The organism is Massilia sp. UBA6681 (genome assembly GCF_002454935.1).
Taxonomy (GTDB): Bacteria; Pseudomonadota; Gammaproteobacteria; order Burkholderiales; family Burkholderiaceae_D; genus Telluria; species Telluria varians.
Window position 1 is genome coordinate 39,913 of the sequence record NZ_DKJX01000096.1, and the last position, 15,595, is coordinate 55,507.

Genomic DNA, 15,595 nt, shown 5'->3' on the forward strand with positions numbered 1-15,595 from the left:
CATCCATGCACGAACCATCCTCCCTGAACGCGCGCTGGCGCGCCTTCCAGCTCAAGCTCGCCGACCAGCTCAAGGCCCTGTCCTCGCCCACCGCCATCGTCGAGACAGCGACCAGGCTGCTGGCCGGGTATCTCGGCGCCTCGCACTGCTGGTACACCGAAGTCGGCGCGGACGGCCATACCTTCTTCTCGCGCGCCGGATGGTTCGGCGCCGGGATGCCGCCCATGCCCAGCTCCGGACGCATCGACGACTTCGGGCCGGCGGTGGTGGCGACGCTGGGCACGGGAAGCGACTTCGTGGTCGACGACATGGCTGCCGATGCCAGGACCGCCGCCTTCGTCGCCAGCTACCGGGCCATCATGATCGGCGCGCTGCTGGCGGTGCCGATCTTCAAGGACGGACGCTGGGCCGCCAACCTGAACGTCGCCAAGCCGGATGCCTACGAATGGACCGGCGACGACATCCTGGTCACGCGCGACGTGGCCGAGCGCACCTGGTCGGCGGTCGAGAACGCCCTGGCGCAGGCCGCCCTGCGCCAGGAGCGTGACCGCAGCCAGTACATCTTCGACACCCTGAGCGAGGGCCTGGTGCTGCTGGCGGCGGACGACACCCTGAGCTATGCGAACGATGCGGCGCTGCGCTTTTCCGCGCTGCCGCGCGAAGCCATCGTCGGCAAGCCCTACCGCGAGGCCTTCCCGGCGCTGGCCGGCGCCGAGATCGTCGCCCTGCTCGCGCGCGTGCGCGCCGGCCGCAAGGCCGAGTCGGCCGAGCAGGCCTGTCTCCTGCCGGGCGGGGGCCAGGCCTGGATCTATGTCCGCGCCAATCCCTCGCTGGAAGACGGCCTGGCCGTATTCTTCGACGACGTCAGCGCCCGCAAGCTGGCGGTGCTGGCGGCGCAGAAGGCCGAGGCGCACAAGACCATGCTGCTCGACCTGGATGAACAGCTGCGCAGCGTCGCCGACGACCCGGCGATGATGATGACCGTGGCCACCCGGGAGCTGGCGCGCATCCTCGGCGTGCCGCGGGTCGGCTACGTCAGCATGGACGAGGCGGTCGAGTACGGCGTCGTCGGGCACAACTACAACGACGTGCGCCGGGTGCCGGAACTGCCGGCGCGGGTCGAGCGGCTCGACGATTACGGCCTGTCCCTGGCAGCCGATATCCGCGCGGGACGCGTCATGCGCGTCAGCGACCTGGCCAGCGATCCGCGCACCGTTGGCGCGGCCGCCGCGGCCCACGCGGAGATCGGCGCGCGCGCTTCGGTGGCGGCCCCGATCCAGCGCGACGGCAAGACGGTGGCCTTCATGTTCGCCCACCACGACCAGTCGCGCGCGTGGAGCGACGAGGACGTCGAACTGATGCGCCAGACCGCGGCCCGTACCTGGGATGCGGTGGCGCGCGCGCAGGCGGTGCTGGCGCTGCGCGAGGCCGACCGGCGCAAGGACGAATTCCTGGCCATGCTCGCGCATGAGCTGCGCAATCCGCTGGCCCCGATCAGCTCGGCTGCCGACCTGCTGCGCCTCGGGCGGCTCGACGAAACACGCGTGCGGCAGACCAGCGGAATCATCTCGCGCCAAGTGAAACACATGACCGGGCTCATCGACGACCTGCTGGACGTGTCGCGCGTCACCCGCGGCCTGGTCAGCCTGGAGCGGCGCGAGGTCGACGCCCGCAGCGTCGTCAGCGAAGCCGTCGAACAGGTCAAGCCGCTGATCGAACTGCGCCGCCATCACCTGGAAGTCCACGTGGCGCCGGGGCCGGCGCATGTGTGGGGCGACCTGAAACGCCTGGTCCAGTGCGTTGCGAACGTCCTGAACAATGCGGCCAAGTACACGCCGGAAGGCGGCAGCATCGTGCTGCACCTGCGTACCGAAGCGGAACAGGTGGTGATCACGGTGACGGACAACGGCATCGGCATGACGCCCGACACGGTGGCCCATGCCTTCGAGCTGTTTGCCCAGGCCGAGCGCACGCCGGACCGCGCCCAGGGCGGCCTGGGCATCGGCCTGGCGCTGGTCAAGAGCCTGGTCGAGCTGCACGGCGGCCGGGTCGCGCTGCACAGCGCGGGATTGGGACAGGGCAGCAAATTCAGCATTCATCTGCCGCGCCACCGGCAGGCGCCGGCGCCCACCGTCGCGCCCCCGCAGGCGCAGGCGCAGGCGCAGGCGGCGCCGGACGCACGCGCGGGACAGGCGCGCGTGATGGTCGTCGACGACAACGTCGACGCCGCCGAGGTGCTGGCAGCCTTGTGCGAACTGCTCGGGTACGTGGTCACGGTCGAACATTCTTCCCAGCGCGCCATCGAGCGGGCCAGGCAGGAGCGGCCGGAGGTCTGCCTGATCGACATCGGCCTGCCCGACATGGACGGCAACGAGCTGGCCAGCCGCCTGCGCCGACTGCCCGAGACCGCGGGATCGATGCTGGTGGCGGTGACGGGCTACGGCCAGGAAAAGGACCGGGAAGCCGCCCAGGCATCGGGTTTCGACCATTACCTGGTCAAACCAGTCGACGCGGAACAGATCTGGGCGCTGCTGCAGGCACGGGACGGCGGCAAGGCCTGAGGTCCCTTCTCTTGCGGCTCAATCGGGCAGGCGCGCGTCCCTGGCAAGCATCTCCTGCAGCGTCTCGCGCGGCAGCGCGGGGCTGAAGTAAAAGCCCTGCATCTGGTCGCATTCGTGTTCGCGCAGGAAGGCGATCTGCTCGCGCGTCTCGACGCCTTCGGCCACCACCTTCAGCTTGAGGTTGTGGCCGAGCGCGATGATGGCGCGCGTGATGACCAGGTGGCCGTCGTGGCCGACGTCGCCCAGGAAGGAGCGGTCGATCTTGATGACATCGACCGGGAACTTCTGCAGGTGGCTCAGGCTCGAGTACCCGGTGCCGAAATCGTCGATCGACAGGCGCACCCCGAGAGCCTTGAGCTGGCCCAGCGCGTCCAGCGCTTCGTCGGGATGGTCCATCAGCTGGCTCTCGGTCACCTCGAGTTCGAGCGAACGCGGGTCGACGCCGTGGCGGCGCAGGGTCGCGCCGAGGCGCTCGGCGAACTGGCGCTGGCGCAGCTGGCGCGCCGACAGGTTGACCGCGATGACGAAATCCTTCGCGCCGAGCGCTTCCATGGCCTTGAGCGCGCCGCAGGCCTCGTCGATGACCCAGTCGCCCAGCGGCACGATCAGGCCGGTTTCCTCGGCCACCGGGATGAAGCGGTCGGGCGGGATCACCCCCTCGACCGGATGGCGCCATCGCACCAGGGCCTCGGCGCCCACCACCTTGCCGCTGCGCAGGTCGACCTTCGGCTGGTAATCGAGCACCATCTCGTGCTCGCGAATCGCGCGGCTCAGGTTCGCCTCCAGCATCAGGTGTTCGTGCACGATCTGGTTCAGGTCGGTGGAATAGAACTGGAAGTTGTTCTTGCCGAGAGTCTTGGCGTGGTACATGGCGGCGTCGGCCGCACGCATGATCTTCTCGGGACTGTCGCCGTCGTCGGGGAAGATGCTGACGCCGATGCTGGTGCCGGGCAGGATGTCCCGCCCCTTTACCTCGACCTTCGCCATGACGCTGCGGCGGATACGCTCGATCAGTTCCGCGATGCGTTCGTGGCTGGCCGGGTTGCAGATGACGAGGACGAATTCGTCGCCACCCATGCGCGCAATGGTGTCCTCCTCGCGCACGTTCTCGCGCAGGCGCTGGGCGATTTCGCGCAGCACCGCATCGCCGGCATCGTGGCCGAAGTTGTCGTTGATGTGCTTGAAGTTGTCGAGGTCGAGGAAGGCCAGCGCCACCATGAAGCCGCCGCGCTTCGCGCTGTCGATGGCCTGGCGCAACCGGTCCTGCAGCAGCGTGCGGTTGGCCAGGCCGGTGAGCGGATCGTGGTGGGCCAGGTGGTGCAGGCGGCGCTCGTAGTGGCGGGCCTCGGTGATGTCGTTGATGACCCCGACGAAGTGCGTGATCTCGCCGTCGCCGTTGGACACCGGATCGATGCGCAGGTCGTTCCAGAACACCTCGCCGTTCTTGCGCTTGTTGCGCAGCACCACGCGCACGCTTTCCTTGCGCGTGAGCGCTTCGCGGATGCGCTGGCGCTCGTCCTCGTCGCAGCCCGGGATGGCCATGAAGCGCGGATCCTGGCCCCGGATCTCGGAAAGCAGGTAGCCGGTGATGCGCTCGAAGGCCGGGTTGACGTAGTCGATGCGGTGCTCGTCTTCTTCGCAGCGGGTGATGACGATGGCGTTCAGGCTCGAGTAGATGGCGCGCTCGCGCACCCGCAGGCCGAGTTCGGCCTGCTTGCGCGCCGTGATGTCCATGCCGGTACCGAACACGACCGGGACGTTGCCCAGGTGGGCCAGGGAACAGCGGAACAGGTAGGGGGTGCGCTTGCCGTGCTTGCCGACCAGTTCCGCCTCGTGCGTGGAACCGCCGCCGTCGAAGGCGGCGAGGATCTTGTCGACGATGAGTGGCCGTTCCTTTTCGTCGAAGAAGAACTTGACGTTGGAAGTGGGCAGCTCCTCGGCGTCCATCTCCAGCGCCTCTTCCAGCTGGTGGTTCCACAGCAGCAGGTGGCCGCTCTGGTCGATCACGTAGAACACGCAGGGCAGCGACTCGAGGATGTCGGCCACCGGCAGGTCCTGGATCAGGGCGTAGCGCGTCGGGAACTGCCTGGTGCGTGGGATGAGGATGACGCTGAAGGTGCCGGGCTTCTCGGTGTCGAAGGATTGCGGCGCCACCGTGATGCGCACCGGCAGGCGCCGGCCGTCGGCCGTGTGCAGGGTGCCCTCGTTCTCGGCGTCGGCGCGCGCGGCCATGCGCGGCCTGGCGCCGGGCGGATCATCGAACTCGACGATGCGGTCCAGGGTCATGCCCTGGATCTCGCCGGCGCCGTAGCCGGCCAGTTTTTCGCAGGCCTTGTTCCAGCTGGTGACGGTGCCGGCCGCATCGACGACGAACACGGCAAGGGGCAGGGGCGACAGGTTCACAGCTCCTCCGGGATGGCCGCGCAGCGGTGCGCGCGGCAGGCAGTGAGCACGTAAATACATGATAGCGCAGCAATCGATGCCGGACCACACGGAACTCTTATGTCGTGCGGCAAGATCGCTGCGGAAGGAAGCGCCCTGCCCTTACAATGTCATCTGAAACTTTGACAGGTGGGACATGGCGGTCATCGATCCGGCGGAAGTCGAATTCAGCGCAATCCGGGCCCAGGGACCGGGCGGACAGAACGTGAACAAGGTGTCGTGTGCGGTGCACGCGCGCTTCGACGTGGCCGCCTCGTCCTTGCCGGCAGCCGTCAAGGAGCGCCTGCTGGCACTGCGCGACGCCCGCATCACGCAGGAAGGCGTGATCGTTCTCAAGGCGCAGGCTTCGCGCAGCCTCGAACAGAACAAGCTGGACGCGCTGCAGCGCCTGCAGGCCCTGGTCGACCAGGCCAGCGTCGTAGCCCAGGTACGCCGCCCGACCCGGCCGACGCGCGGATCGCAGCTACGCCGGCTCGATGCCAAGGCGCGCAGCGGGCGGGTCAAGTCCTTGCGCGGCAAGGTCAGCGAGTAGCCCGGGGGGCTAGGCCGCCGCGCCCGGGTCCGCCTTGCTGCCGATACGGAGCGACGGCGCTATCATCTCCTTATCGACAACCGAGAGGATGCACGCCATGTCCCTGTCCCCTGCCCTGCACGCCAGCCTTGACCGGCCGGTCTGGTCGGCCCTCGAAGGCGGCCACCGCCACGTGGCCCGCGGCGGCCCGCTGGCCAGGCGCTATCCGCGCGAGATCGGTCCCTTCGCGGCACTGGCCGACGACAGTCCCGCGGCCTGGGAGGCGCTGGCGGCCCTGCTCGAACCCGGCGAGGCGGCCATGCTGGTCACGCCCGAGGCGCCGCGCCAGGCGGCCGCGCAGCACTCCGGACTGGTACTGACGCCGCTCGATCCGGTGCTGCAGATGGTGGCCACGCGCGCGCCAGGGCCCGGCACGCTGCCGTTCACGGTGCTGGGCGAGGCGGATGCCGGCGAGATGCGCCTGCTTGCCGGGCTGACCAATCCGGGACCGTTCGCGGAGCGTACCCACGAACTGGGTGAATTCCTCGGCATCCGGGATGGCGGCCGACTGGCGGCGATGGCGGGGGAACGGATGCGTCCGCATGGCGTGGTCGAGGTCAGCGCGGTCTGCGTGCACCCCGAGCATCGCGGCAAGGCCTATGCGCGCCACCTGCTGGCCGAGCGCACGCTTCGCATCATGGAGGGAGGCCTGCAGCCCTTCCTGCACGTCTACCCCAGCAACCTGGGTGCGATCGCCCTGTACGAATCGCTGGGCTACGTGCTGCGCCGCCAGCTGCACCTGACGCGCGTCATGCCGGCCTGAAGCGTGGCGGTGCGGCCTCAGGTGCGCAGCAGCCGGAGCAGCTGGTCGATGCGGTAGGGTTTGGCAATGAAGAGCTGCTTGATCGCCTGGCCATTGAACATGCTTGGCGCCATATAGCCGGACGCAAGGATGACCTTGACCGCCGGATAGTTCCCGGCGATGCGCTCGGCCAGTTCCAGCCCATTCATGCCGGGCATCATGACGTCGGAAATGACGGCGTCGATGTCGGGTTGGGCCGCCAGCATCTCGAGGGCCGCGGCGCCCGAATAGGCGACCATGGCGTCCATGCCGTGGGCCGCCAGCAGCATCTCGGCCAGGTCCGCGACATCGGCCTCGTCATCGACGACCAGTACCTTGCGCACCTCTCCCACCTGTGCTCGCGCATCCTGTCCATCCGCCTGCATATTGCCTGGCGGGAATCCGGGCCGCCCCTTGTCACTGCACCAGCGGCTGTTCATCAAGCCGGACACTCGGTCCTCCATGGAGTGAGATTGTTGGTAACCAGCGCAGCCCCGGGGGGCCGCATGCGCCAGTATCGCGCAAGCGCGCCGAAGGAAGCGCCCGGTTAACGCTCCGCAAGACCTTCAATCTGCTCGGAAATTCCTCCAGCCCTCCATGCGCCTAGCCGAACAGCCCGTGCAGATACCAGCGCGGCTCGGCATCCTCGCCGGCGCCGACGATGCGTTCGCGGTAGATCCAGTACAAGGTATGGTCCTGCCCTTCGGCGATGAAGTAGTCGCGGGTCTGGGCCTCGCTCCACCAGCCGGCCTCGATGCGCTCGGGTGTCGAGGCTACCATCAGCGGCGAACCGTAGAAGGGCCGGTGGTTACGCATGAGCAGTGCGATCGGCTTGGCCAGCAGCCAGCTTGGGCGCGGCAGGCTGGTGACAATCGGCGGCAGCCGCGCCGCAGCTGCCGCCGTGCGCTCGGTCTTTTGCTGCACCGGCACCCATTCGTTGGCCACCTCGGGCCGGTAATCGGCCTGGGGCAGCGCCTGCAGCACGTTCTCCGGTCCCAGCCGCGCCACCAGCAGCTCCAGCATGCGCATGCGGTCTTCCTCGGTGCCGCCCGGCTCGGGGAACAGCGATTCGGTCGGCGGCGCCATCGCCCTCACCTGCCGCGCTTCCAGCCCGAGCCCGATCACCGGGCCCGGCAGCTCCTGCCGGGCCAGGCGTTCCTTCAACAGGCGCACCAGGTGCTCGTCGCGCCAGGCGGGCTCGGCCAGGACGATCTCGAGCGGCGTCGGCGGCATCGCCACCCGTCCGCGCTCGTGCTCCATCAGCAAGGTGAAGCGCTCCACCGCGAGCTGGCGCGCGCACAGCCAGCCGACCAGCTGCAGCACCAGGTGGTGGGCGCCGGCCAGCAGCAGATCGGCCTGCTCGATGCGGTCGAACAGTTCCAGCCGGGCCCGGAAATGCTCGGGCGGCGCGATCCACTCGAACAGCTCGGGAGACATGCCGTAGGCGGCGTCGAGCATGTCGAGCAGTTCGCGCCCGCAGCGCCGCTGCAGCCCCGGACGCGGCAGGCGCCGCAGCTGGCCCAGCGCCTCGCAGCCGATGCCTTCGAACCAGGACATATAGGGCCGGGCCGGCGGCAGCAGCGCCACCGGCAGGCGCTCGAGGCGGCGCTCGAGCGAAGCCATGCGCAAGGAACGTCCGAGGACGCGCCTGCCGCCCTGCCCGCTGCCGTGCGCCATCGCATTCGCCCCCGCGCGCGCCAGCAGCCAGGCCGCGCGCGCCGTCGGTGCGCAGCTGACCGAGGCGCTAAAGCCGAGCGCGCGCATGCTGGCGCGCACGCGGGCGCACAGGGCGCGGATGCCGCCGAACAGGCGCAGGCTGGCGCCGATGTCGAGCAGCAGCGTCGCCTCTTCAAGCAGCGCGACCTGGGGCGTGAACTGCAGCATCGCCAGCGCGACCGCATCGAGCGCCTCGGCTTCGCGCGCGGGATTGCGCTCGTACAGCCGTGCTTCGGGCATGAGCATGAGCACACCGCCGCGCCGCATGCCGCGCCCGACGCCGGCCGCGCGGGCCAGCGGCGATACCGCCAGCACGCGATCCTGCTCGAGTACGACGCTACCCGGGTCATTGCACCAGTTGGGGCTGAAGATTTCGAGCGCCAGCTGGGGTAGGGAGAGGCCGATCCACAAACGCATGTCTTTGCAGGAGAGAAGAAGTGAGAGGCAAGCCGAGGGGTAAAAACAGCGGCGCATCGCGCTGCGGCCCCCGGCGCTTGACGAAATCGACGTGCATGCCGCCGGCCGCGGGCCGCAATCCCAGGCGCAAGGGCGCGGGAGAAGCGTCCTGGGCCGCGGCCAGCGGGCGCAGCATGAAGAACAGGGTTTCTCCGCTTTGCGCCGCCAGGTGCAGGCGGCGCAGGCTTTCGCCGCGCGCATGGTTGGCCCAGAACAGCAGCGCGCCGCAACTGCCGCTGCGCAGCACCTGTTCGGCCGCCCACAGCGCGTCGGCGCTGCGGCTGGTACGCAGCCACAGCAGTCGCGAAGGCGGCAGGCCCAGCGCGGCCAACGCCAGGGCCTGGGGCGGATGGGGCGGTTGCAGCAGGACGATGCGGCGCTCGGCGCAGGCCTGCAGGGCCGGGCGCAGCAGGCGCATTTCGCCGATGCCGGGCTGCTGTTGCAGCAGCTCGACCAGGGTGCCGACCGGCCAGCCGCCGCCGGGCAGCTGGGACGAGAGTGCGGCATGCCCGGTGTCGACGCAGCGCGTGCCGGAGCGTGCCAGCTGCGAGGCGCGCCAGAGCGAAGGGTGCAAGGCCTCTGGCGCCATAGGGGAAACCCCTGCGGTGGGTGAGCAGTTCATATGGGTTGGTAAAAAAGTACTGTATAAACGTACAGTACTCGCTGAGCCCGGATTTGGCAAGATGTATTCATTTAGGCCATACCAGTTGGACGATTGGTATTGACAGAACTTAAAGGTGTGCCCTGCCTGGAAAACCACGCCAGCATCGCGAATCATGAAATAATGGCGCTCTGTCCATTTACACCCAGACAATGAACAACCTGTCTTACGCACGCCACGGAGCCCATCCTTGAATACGCTCCAGCTCACCGGCGCCATCCTGTTCGCGATCGCCCTCGTCCACACCTTTTCCACCAAGCTGTTTCACTCACTAGCCAAGCGGCACCCGCGCCATGCCGGGCTGTTCCACCTGCTGGGCGAAGTCGAAGTCGTGTTCGGCTTCTGGGCCTTCGTGCTGATCCTGGCGATGGCCCTGCAGGCCGATGGCGCCACGGCCATCGCTTATGTCGAGTCGCGCCAGTACACCGAGCCGCTGTTCGTGTTCGTGGTGATGGTGATCGCGGCCTCGCAGCCGGTGCTCGACGCCGTGCGCGACCTGCTGGCCCTGCTGGCCCGGCTGGCCCCGGTGCGCACCGAGGTGGCGCTGTGCTGGCTCGGCCTGGCGCTGGTGCCCCTCTCCGGCTCCCTGATCACCGAGCCGGCCGCGATGACGCTGGCGGCCCTGATGCTGGCCCCGCAGGTATTCCGGCCCGGCATCCCCGAATGGCTCAAGTACGGCGCGATCGGTGTCCTGTTCGTGAACGTCTCGATCGGCGGCACCCTCACCTCCTACGCCGCGCCACCTGTGCTGATGGTGGCCGGCACCTGGGGCTGGGACAGCGCCTTCATGGCCTCCACCTTCGGCTGGCGCGCCGCGCTGGCGGTGGTGTTCAACGCGAGCGTCATCACCCTGCTGCTGCGCCGCCACCTGAGGCCGGGCAACGTGGTCGAGGACGTGCAGCTGCCCTGGGTCGTCTCGATCGTCCACCTGGTCCTCCTGGGGAGCGTGGTGCTGCTGGCGCATCACCCGGTGCTGTTCCTCGGCCTGTTCCTGCTCTTCCTCGGCTATACCCAGGCCTACCCGAAACACCAGTCGCGCCTGATCATCAAGGAAGGCCTGCTGGTCGGCTTCTTCCTGGCCGGGCTGGTGGTGCTGGGCGGCATGCAGCAATGGTGGCTGCAGCCGCTGGTGTCGAGCCTGGAGCCGACCGCGCTGTTCTTCGGCGCGCTGGCCCTGACGGCAATCACCGATAATGCAGCACTGACCTACCTCGGTTCGCTGATCGAGGGTTTATCGGACCACGCCAAGTACATGCTGGTGGCCGGCGCGGTCGCCGGTGGCGGCCTGACCGTCATCGCCAACGCGCCGAACCCGGCCGGCGCCGCGCTGCTGCGCGAAGGCTTCGAGGATGGTTCGATCGGCATGGGCGGGCTGTTCCTGGGGGCGCTGGGGCCGACCTGCGTGGCGGCGGTGATGTTCCTAATTTAAAAGCGTTACGCGCGCGGAGGGTATATGGACGACGGCATCCTGGTACAGAAAGCGGGGACGATCGAACGCTGCTGCCGGCGCGCGCGCGAGGAATACGAAAAGGACCCGACCACTTTTGTCACCGACCTCACGCGCCAGGATGCGGCCACCCTCAACGTGATCCGCGCCTGGGAAGCCGCCATCGAGATGGGCGACTACGTGATCGGCAACGCCAGGCTCGGCCTGCCGCACGACGAACGCGAAGTGATCACCCTGCTGGCCGAACACGGCTGGATTTCCCCGATGCTGGCCGAGGACCTCAAGCGCACCGGCGAATTCTGCCGTGCCGAATGGGATTACCAGGAAGCGCCGCTGCCGGCGCTGGTAACCATCATCAAGCGCGGGCTGGACGACTTCGGGGTGTATGCCCAGGCGCTGGTGAGCGGGGCCTCCACCGCCTGATCCAGCATGGCCTTAGGGCTGGGGCTCGTGCACATCTGATACCTCCACATCCTCGGCGGCGATCTTCTCGTCCGCCAGCTCGTGGTCTTCCTCGTCCGCCACCAGGCCCTCCTGATCGGCGCCGCGCGCACTGTCATAGGTGAGCTCGACCAGCATCGGGAAATGGTCCGAGCCGAAAGACGGCAGGCGCTCGATGTGCGAGAGCGTGAAATGCTCGCTGTGGAACAGGTGGTCGAGCGGCCAGCGCGCGAACCAGAAGCCGGCATGGAAGGTATTGAACATGCCGCGCCCGATGCGCGGATCGAGCAGGCCGCTGATCTTGCGGAACAGCCGGGTGGTGGTCGACCACGCCACATCGTTCAGGTCGCCCGCGACGATCACCGGCGTCTCCAGGCCGGCCTCGTCCACGCTCTTGGCAACCACCAGCAGTTCGGCATCGCGCTGGGTCGATTCCATGTGTTCCGTCGGGCTGGGCGGCGTCGGATGCAGGAAATGCATGCGCACCTTGTGTCCGGACGGCAGGATAACCAGGGTATGGATCGACGGGATGTCGTCCTCGACCAGGAACTGGATGGCGCTGTCTTCCAGCGGCAGCCGCGAATAGACGTGCATGCCATACAGATTATCGAGCGGACACTTGATGGCATGGGGATAGTCCTTCTCGAGCACATCCAGCCTTTCCTGCCACCACGCATCCGTTTCCAGCGTGACGAAGATGTCGGGTTGGTGCTGGCGGATCAGCGCGATCAAGCCTTCGGCATTCCGGTTCGGCATCAGCACATTGGCCGTCAGGATACGGAACTGACGGTTCGCCCCGCCAACCACCGCATTCTTCACCTCGTGCGGATAGGCCTTGGTGTATGGAATGATCCACCAGACTTGGTAAGCGAGGCAGGCGGCATTCGCCACCAGCAGCAGGTGGAAATGGCTGTCGCGCCAGTCGAGGAACACGAACTGCCCGACCAGCACGGCGAGCGACAGGATGGCCAGTTGAAGGCGTGGAAAATCGAGGTCGCGTATCCACCACCCCGTGCATCGCAACAGGGGCAGCAGCGTCGCGAGGACGATCACGGCAACCAGGGTTACGAAAGTCGGCAGCATGGTCTCTCGAAGGCGGCAAGTAACTCATCACAAAACTGAGGCTTGCAGTATGTCCGCTTTCAAACGCAGCCGTCTGTACGCTAGCGTGCACAAGCGGCAAGATAATCCGCTGCAAGCAGACCAGCCCATGCCAAAACACCTTATCAAACAGAAATGCTTGCCTTGAGCTGCTGCAGGTTTGCGCAAACCGCTTGAAAAGCCTGCAGACGAGACTTATGTTCAATACTAGACATGCAGGGATACCGTCATGAACCTAAGCAAGCCCGTAGAGAAAGCAGGCAAAGGTGCGAAGCACCTTGAACGCGTGAAATCCCGCTCGAGGTTCAACGTCTATCCCCTGCTGGGCATCCTCCTGGGCATCGTCGTGGCCGTGCTGGCCTACGGCGGGCTGTACCTCCTGCTTTGCGGCTGAGGCAACGCAGGCCCCAAGCCTGCAGATCAGCGGGCAGCGTAGTACCGGCTGAGCTCCACGATCTCCGTATCTGTCAGGCCATGCGCGGCATTGCGCATCTGGCGGTTGATATCGTTGGCGCGCCGGCCATCACGGAATGCCGTGAGCTGGTCACGCAGATAGCTTTCCGATAATCCTTCCAGCACCGGTGTGGCCGGACGCGAGGCATGCGGGCTGTGGCACGAGGCACAGGCACCGATGGCACGCATGGGGTCGCCGTTGCGCACCAATCGTGGACTTGCCTGTGCCACCTGTTCCACTGCGGCAATGCGCTCGCGCTCGAGCGAAGCGTAATAGGCGGACAGATCGCGCATGTCCTGGTCGCTCAGCTCCATCACCAGCGGCCGCATGATGGCGCTCGGGCGGTGGCCCGATGCGAAGTCGCGCAGCTGCTTGTACGTGCTCGAAGCCGGCTGCCCCGCCAGGTGCGGCGTCCCGGCCGGGCTGGTCCCGCGCGCGCCATGGCACATGGTGCAGGCCATCGCCAGCGTTGCCCCCCTGCCCACCGAGACATTTCCCGCGGCGCCCATCATAGTGGCGTTCACGATCACGTTGCTCGGATATTTCCGTTCATCCTCCGGCAGTGCTGCGCTTTGATAAGGTGCCGGCGCGCCCGCGGCCCTGCAGATCGATTCCCACAGGCTTTCCATCGCGGCGCGGGCATGCGCTTTCGGCACCCAGACAAAGCCGACCAGCGCGGCCGCGAAGGCGATCACTGCCAGGATCGCGACGCTCCAGGCGAACCAGCGGTTGCGGAATGAAAAGGTCTTTTCCATGCTCATGGCTGTGCTCCCACCGGCACCGCCGGCACCGAGGTCTGCTTTAGTGCGATGAGCTGGCTGATCGGGTAGCCGTAATTCACCAGCGACAGCCCGATCATCAGTGCCAGCCATAGCGCATAGCTGTTGAGCGCGGCGGGCATCCGGCCGCCCGCATGCACCGGCTGGCTGAAGCGGAATTCGGGCAGCCTGACGCGCTCACTGCGGTGGCCGCGCAGCAGCACCAGCAGGAACAGCAGGCCAGAGATCACCAGCAGCAGCCCGCCGAAGAAGGTGATGATCACTGTGATCGCCTGGGCCGAGATCTCGGGATGGCTGTAGTCGAAATAGGCCATCCGGCGCGGCATGCCGAGAATGCCGGTGATGTGCCAGGGGAATGTCAGCACGATCATGCCAACAAACCATAGCCAGAGCTGGGCACGCATCATGCGTCCGGCCACCAGCTGCTTGCCGGTCAGGTGCGGCCACAGGTCATAGGCCAGCGCGAAATACATGATGACGATGGCGCCCCCGAAGATCAGGTGGAAGTGGCCGGTGATCCACTGCGTATTGTGGACGGCGAAGTCGAGCTGGTAGCTCATGTTGATCAGGCCGCCCGCACCGCCGAAGCCGAGCAGGATGAAGGAAAAGGCGACCGCCAGCATCATCGGATTCTTCCATGGCAGGCGTTTGACCCAGCCGAAGGCCCCGGTGCCGCCACGCAGCCGTCCCGCGATCTCGACCGAGGCGGTGATGGTGAAGATGGTCAGCAGGGTCGGCACCGACACCATGCCGGTAAATACGGCGTGCAGGAACTTCACGCCCGAGCCAACCTGCGGGTCCTGGAACAGGTGGTGCACGCCGATCGGCATCGAAAACACCAGAAACAGCACGAAGGAAATGCGCGCCATCTTGTCGCTGTAGAGCCGCCCGCCGATGGCGCGTGGCACCAGCGTGTAGAAGGCGATGTAGGCGGGCATCAGCCAGAAGTAGACGATCGCGTGCAGGGTCCAGGAAAAGAACACGCGCGCCAGGCCGGCGTCGATGGTGCTCTTGAAGCCGAGCGCCACCGGCAGGATCAGGAACAGGATCTCGATGGCCGCGCCGAGCGAGGTCCAGGCCCACAGGTAGGCGCCGGCCAGGTTGGCGAACATCGGCAGCGGCACCGTGGCGCCCGGGTTGGCCGCCTTCCACACCTTGAGGTTGATCGACATCAGCGCCACCCAGATCCACGAACCCACGACCACCAGCACCACCCCAATGTAGTAGAAGGCATTCCCGATCAGGGGCGGGTAAAAGGTATACAGCACCGTGGCCAGGCCCATCGACACCGGCACCATCGCCGTCACCGTGCCGATCACCACCAGGAAGAACCCAAGCCAGGCCCAGCGCCGTCCCACCAGCGGCTGCTTGAGCGCCAGTTCCACGATCGCATAGCCGAAGCCCATTGCCACCAGGGTCGGGAACACATAGCCCATGGCCGACCCGTGCGCGGTAACGGCGCGGTAGTACAGCTCGGGGTTGCCGATCCAGTCACGCAGAGGGCTGCGGATGTACATCTGCCATTCGCCCAGTACCAGGGCGACGAAGAACGCGGCGAAGGCGACCCAGAAATGGGCCAGTACCAGCCGTCTGGAATCATTGCTGAACACAGCTCGCCCTCCTTCCCTCGCTGGCCTGGCGCATGAACTCGGCCCGGTCGACGATCTTCACGCGTGCCCACATGGCCGCGTGCCCGACCCCGCAGTATTCGTGACAGGGAAACACGTGCTCTCCCGGTTTCTCGAATTGCGTGCTGAAGTTCGAAATGTAGCCCGGGATTAGCATCACGTTGACGTTGCCCTGGGCGATCGAGAAACCGTGCACCACGTCGGCGGCGGTCCCGCGAATGCGCACCGGCGTATTCGCCGGGACCAGCACGCACGAAGGAGTGAAGGAGTACTGGTTGGCCAGCACGCGCACGGTGACGCTGCCGTCATCCTCGAGCACGGAACCAAGGTTGCCTTCCACGAACTCGCCCGACAGGTGCAGGGTATTGGGATCGATGGTCTCGGTGCGCACCGGCGGCATCGCGGCCCAGTGCACGCTCATGTAAACGATCATCCCGACCAGGAACACGATGATGGCGCCGACCAGCCAGGCCCAGCGCATCTCGGCCGCGTGGGCGACATGTTCGAGCGCGTCGCCGTCGGCGCCACGGGGAATGTCCGGCGTGGTGTTGGCCATC

14 protein-coding genes are annotated in these 15,595 nt (G+C 67.0%); 6 read left to right on the plus strand and 8 right to left on the minus strand.

Translation table 11 applies throughout. The features are described from left to right. The first annotated feature begins 5 nt into the window (after positions 1-5). Positions 6-2,561 (plus strand): ATP-binding protein, encoded by a 2,556-nt coding sequence (locus B2R83_RS17515; RefSeq protein ID WP_292043956.1) that lies wholly within the window; start codon positions 6-8, stop codon positions 2,559-2,561. Positions 2,562-2,579: 18 nt separating this feature from the next. Here the strand turns inward: B2R83_RS17515 and B2R83_RS17520 are convergent, their stop codons facing one another. Further along, positions 2,580-4,964 carry a sensor domain-containing protein gene (locus B2R83_RS17520; RefSeq protein ID WP_292043957.1) on the minus strand — a complete coding sequence of 795 codons (2,385 nt, stop codon included), beginning with the start codon at positions 4,962-4,964 and terminating at the stop codon, positions 2,580-2,582. Positions 4,965-5,139: 175 nt separating this feature from the next. Here B2R83_RS17520 and arfB point away from each other — a divergent pair, with 175 nt between their 5' ends. After that, on the plus strand, positions 5,140-5,535 hold the full coding sequence (arfB, locus tag B2R83_RS17525; protein WP_292043958.1) for an alternative ribosome rescue aminoacyl-tRNA hydrolase ArfB: 396 nt from the start codon (positions 5,140-5,142) through the stop codon (positions 5,533-5,535). A 97-nt stretch (positions 5,536-5,632) separates the two neighbouring features. Further along, complete coding sequence (locus B2R83_RS17530; RefSeq protein ID WP_292043959.1) at positions 5,633-6,337, plus strand: GNAT family N-acetyltransferase; 705 nt, start codon at positions 5,633-5,635, stop codon at positions 6,335-6,337. Positions 6,338-6,354: 17 nt separating this feature from the next. Here the strand turns inward: B2R83_RS17530 and B2R83_RS17535 are convergent, their stop codons facing one another. The 3 genes from B2R83_RS17535 to imuA form a co-directional block, all read right to left on the minus strand. Next, a complete protein-coding gene (locus B2R83_RS17535) occupies positions 6,355-6,699 on the minus strand; it encodes a response regulator (RefSeq protein ID WP_292043960.1) in 345 nt (114 codons plus the stop codon). Positions 6,700-6,958: 259 nt separating this feature from the next. Next, positions 6,959-8,488 (minus strand): Y-family DNA polymerase, encoded by a 1,530-nt coding sequence (locus tag B2R83_RS17540; RefSeq protein WP_292043961.1) that lies wholly within the window; start codon positions 8,486-8,488, stop codon positions 6,959-6,961. Continuing rightward, positions 8,418-9,149, minus strand: a complete 732-nt coding sequence (gene imuA / locus B2R83_RS17545) for a translesion DNA synthesis-associated protein ImuA (RefSeq protein ID WP_292043962.1) — start codon at positions 9,147-9,149, stop codon at positions 8,418-8,420. Before imuA ends, B2R83_RS17540 begins: the two co-directional genes overlap by 71 nt. Positions 9,150-9,378: 229 nt before the next feature. Here imuA and B2R83_RS17550 point away from each other — a divergent pair, with 229 nt between their 5' ends. Next, a complete protein-coding gene (locus B2R83_RS17550; RefSeq protein WP_292043963.1) occupies positions 9,379-10,617 on the plus strand; it encodes a putative Na+/H+ antiporter in 1,239 nt (412 codons plus the stop codon). A 24-nt stretch (positions 10,618-10,641) separates the two neighbouring features. Then, positions 10,642-11,058, plus strand: coding sequence for a type VII toxin-antitoxin system HepT family RNase toxin (hepT, locus tag B2R83_RS17555; RefSeq protein WP_292043964.1), 417 nt, complete (start codon positions 10,642-10,644; stop codon positions 11,056-11,058). 12 nt (positions 11,059-11,070) lie between these two features. Here the strand turns inward: hepT and B2R83_RS17560 are convergent, their stop codons facing one another. Further along, the gene (locus tag B2R83_RS17560) at positions 11,071-12,159 is read right to left on the minus strand and encodes an endonuclease/exonuclease/phosphatase family protein (protein WP_036214177.1); all 1,089 of its coding nucleotides are present in this window, start codon (positions 12,157-12,159) and stop codon (positions 11,071-11,073) included. A 247-nt stretch (positions 12,160-12,406) separates the two neighbouring features. Between B2R83_RS17560 and B2R83_RS17565 the strand changes: the two genes are divergently transcribed. Continuing rightward, entirely contained in the window at positions 12,407-12,571 is a 165-nt protein-coding gene (locus B2R83_RS17565) for a hypothetical protein (protein WP_292043965.1), read from the plus strand. A gap of 26 nt (positions 12,572-12,597) precedes the next feature. Here the strand turns inward: B2R83_RS17565 and B2R83_RS17570 are convergent, their stop codons facing one another. Genes B2R83_RS17570 through B2R83_RS17580 form a run of 3 tightly spaced genes read right to left on the minus strand, consistent with a single transcriptional unit; the run spans position 12,598 to position 15,573 of the window. Continuing rightward, entirely contained in the window at positions 12,598-13,392 is a 795-nt protein-coding gene (locus tag B2R83_RS17570) for a c-type cytochrome (RefSeq protein WP_027864354.1), read from the minus strand. Further along, the gene (locus B2R83_RS17575) at positions 13,389-15,020 is read right to left on the minus strand and encodes a cbb3-type cytochrome c oxidase subunit I (protein WP_027864355.1); all 1,632 of its coding nucleotides are present in this window, start codon (positions 15,018-15,020) and stop codon (positions 13,389-13,391) included. The genes B2R83_RS17570 and B2R83_RS17575 overlap by 4 nt, the downstream gene beginning before the upstream one ends. Next, positions 15,007-15,573, minus strand: a complete 567-nt coding sequence (locus B2R83_RS17580) for a cytochrome C oxidase subunit II (RefSeq protein ID WP_371846084.1) — start codon at positions 15,571-15,573, stop codon at positions 15,007-15,009. The genes B2R83_RS17575 and B2R83_RS17580 overlap by 14 nt, the downstream gene beginning before the upstream one ends. Between the last annotated feature and the right edge of the window lie 22 nt (positions 15,574-15,595).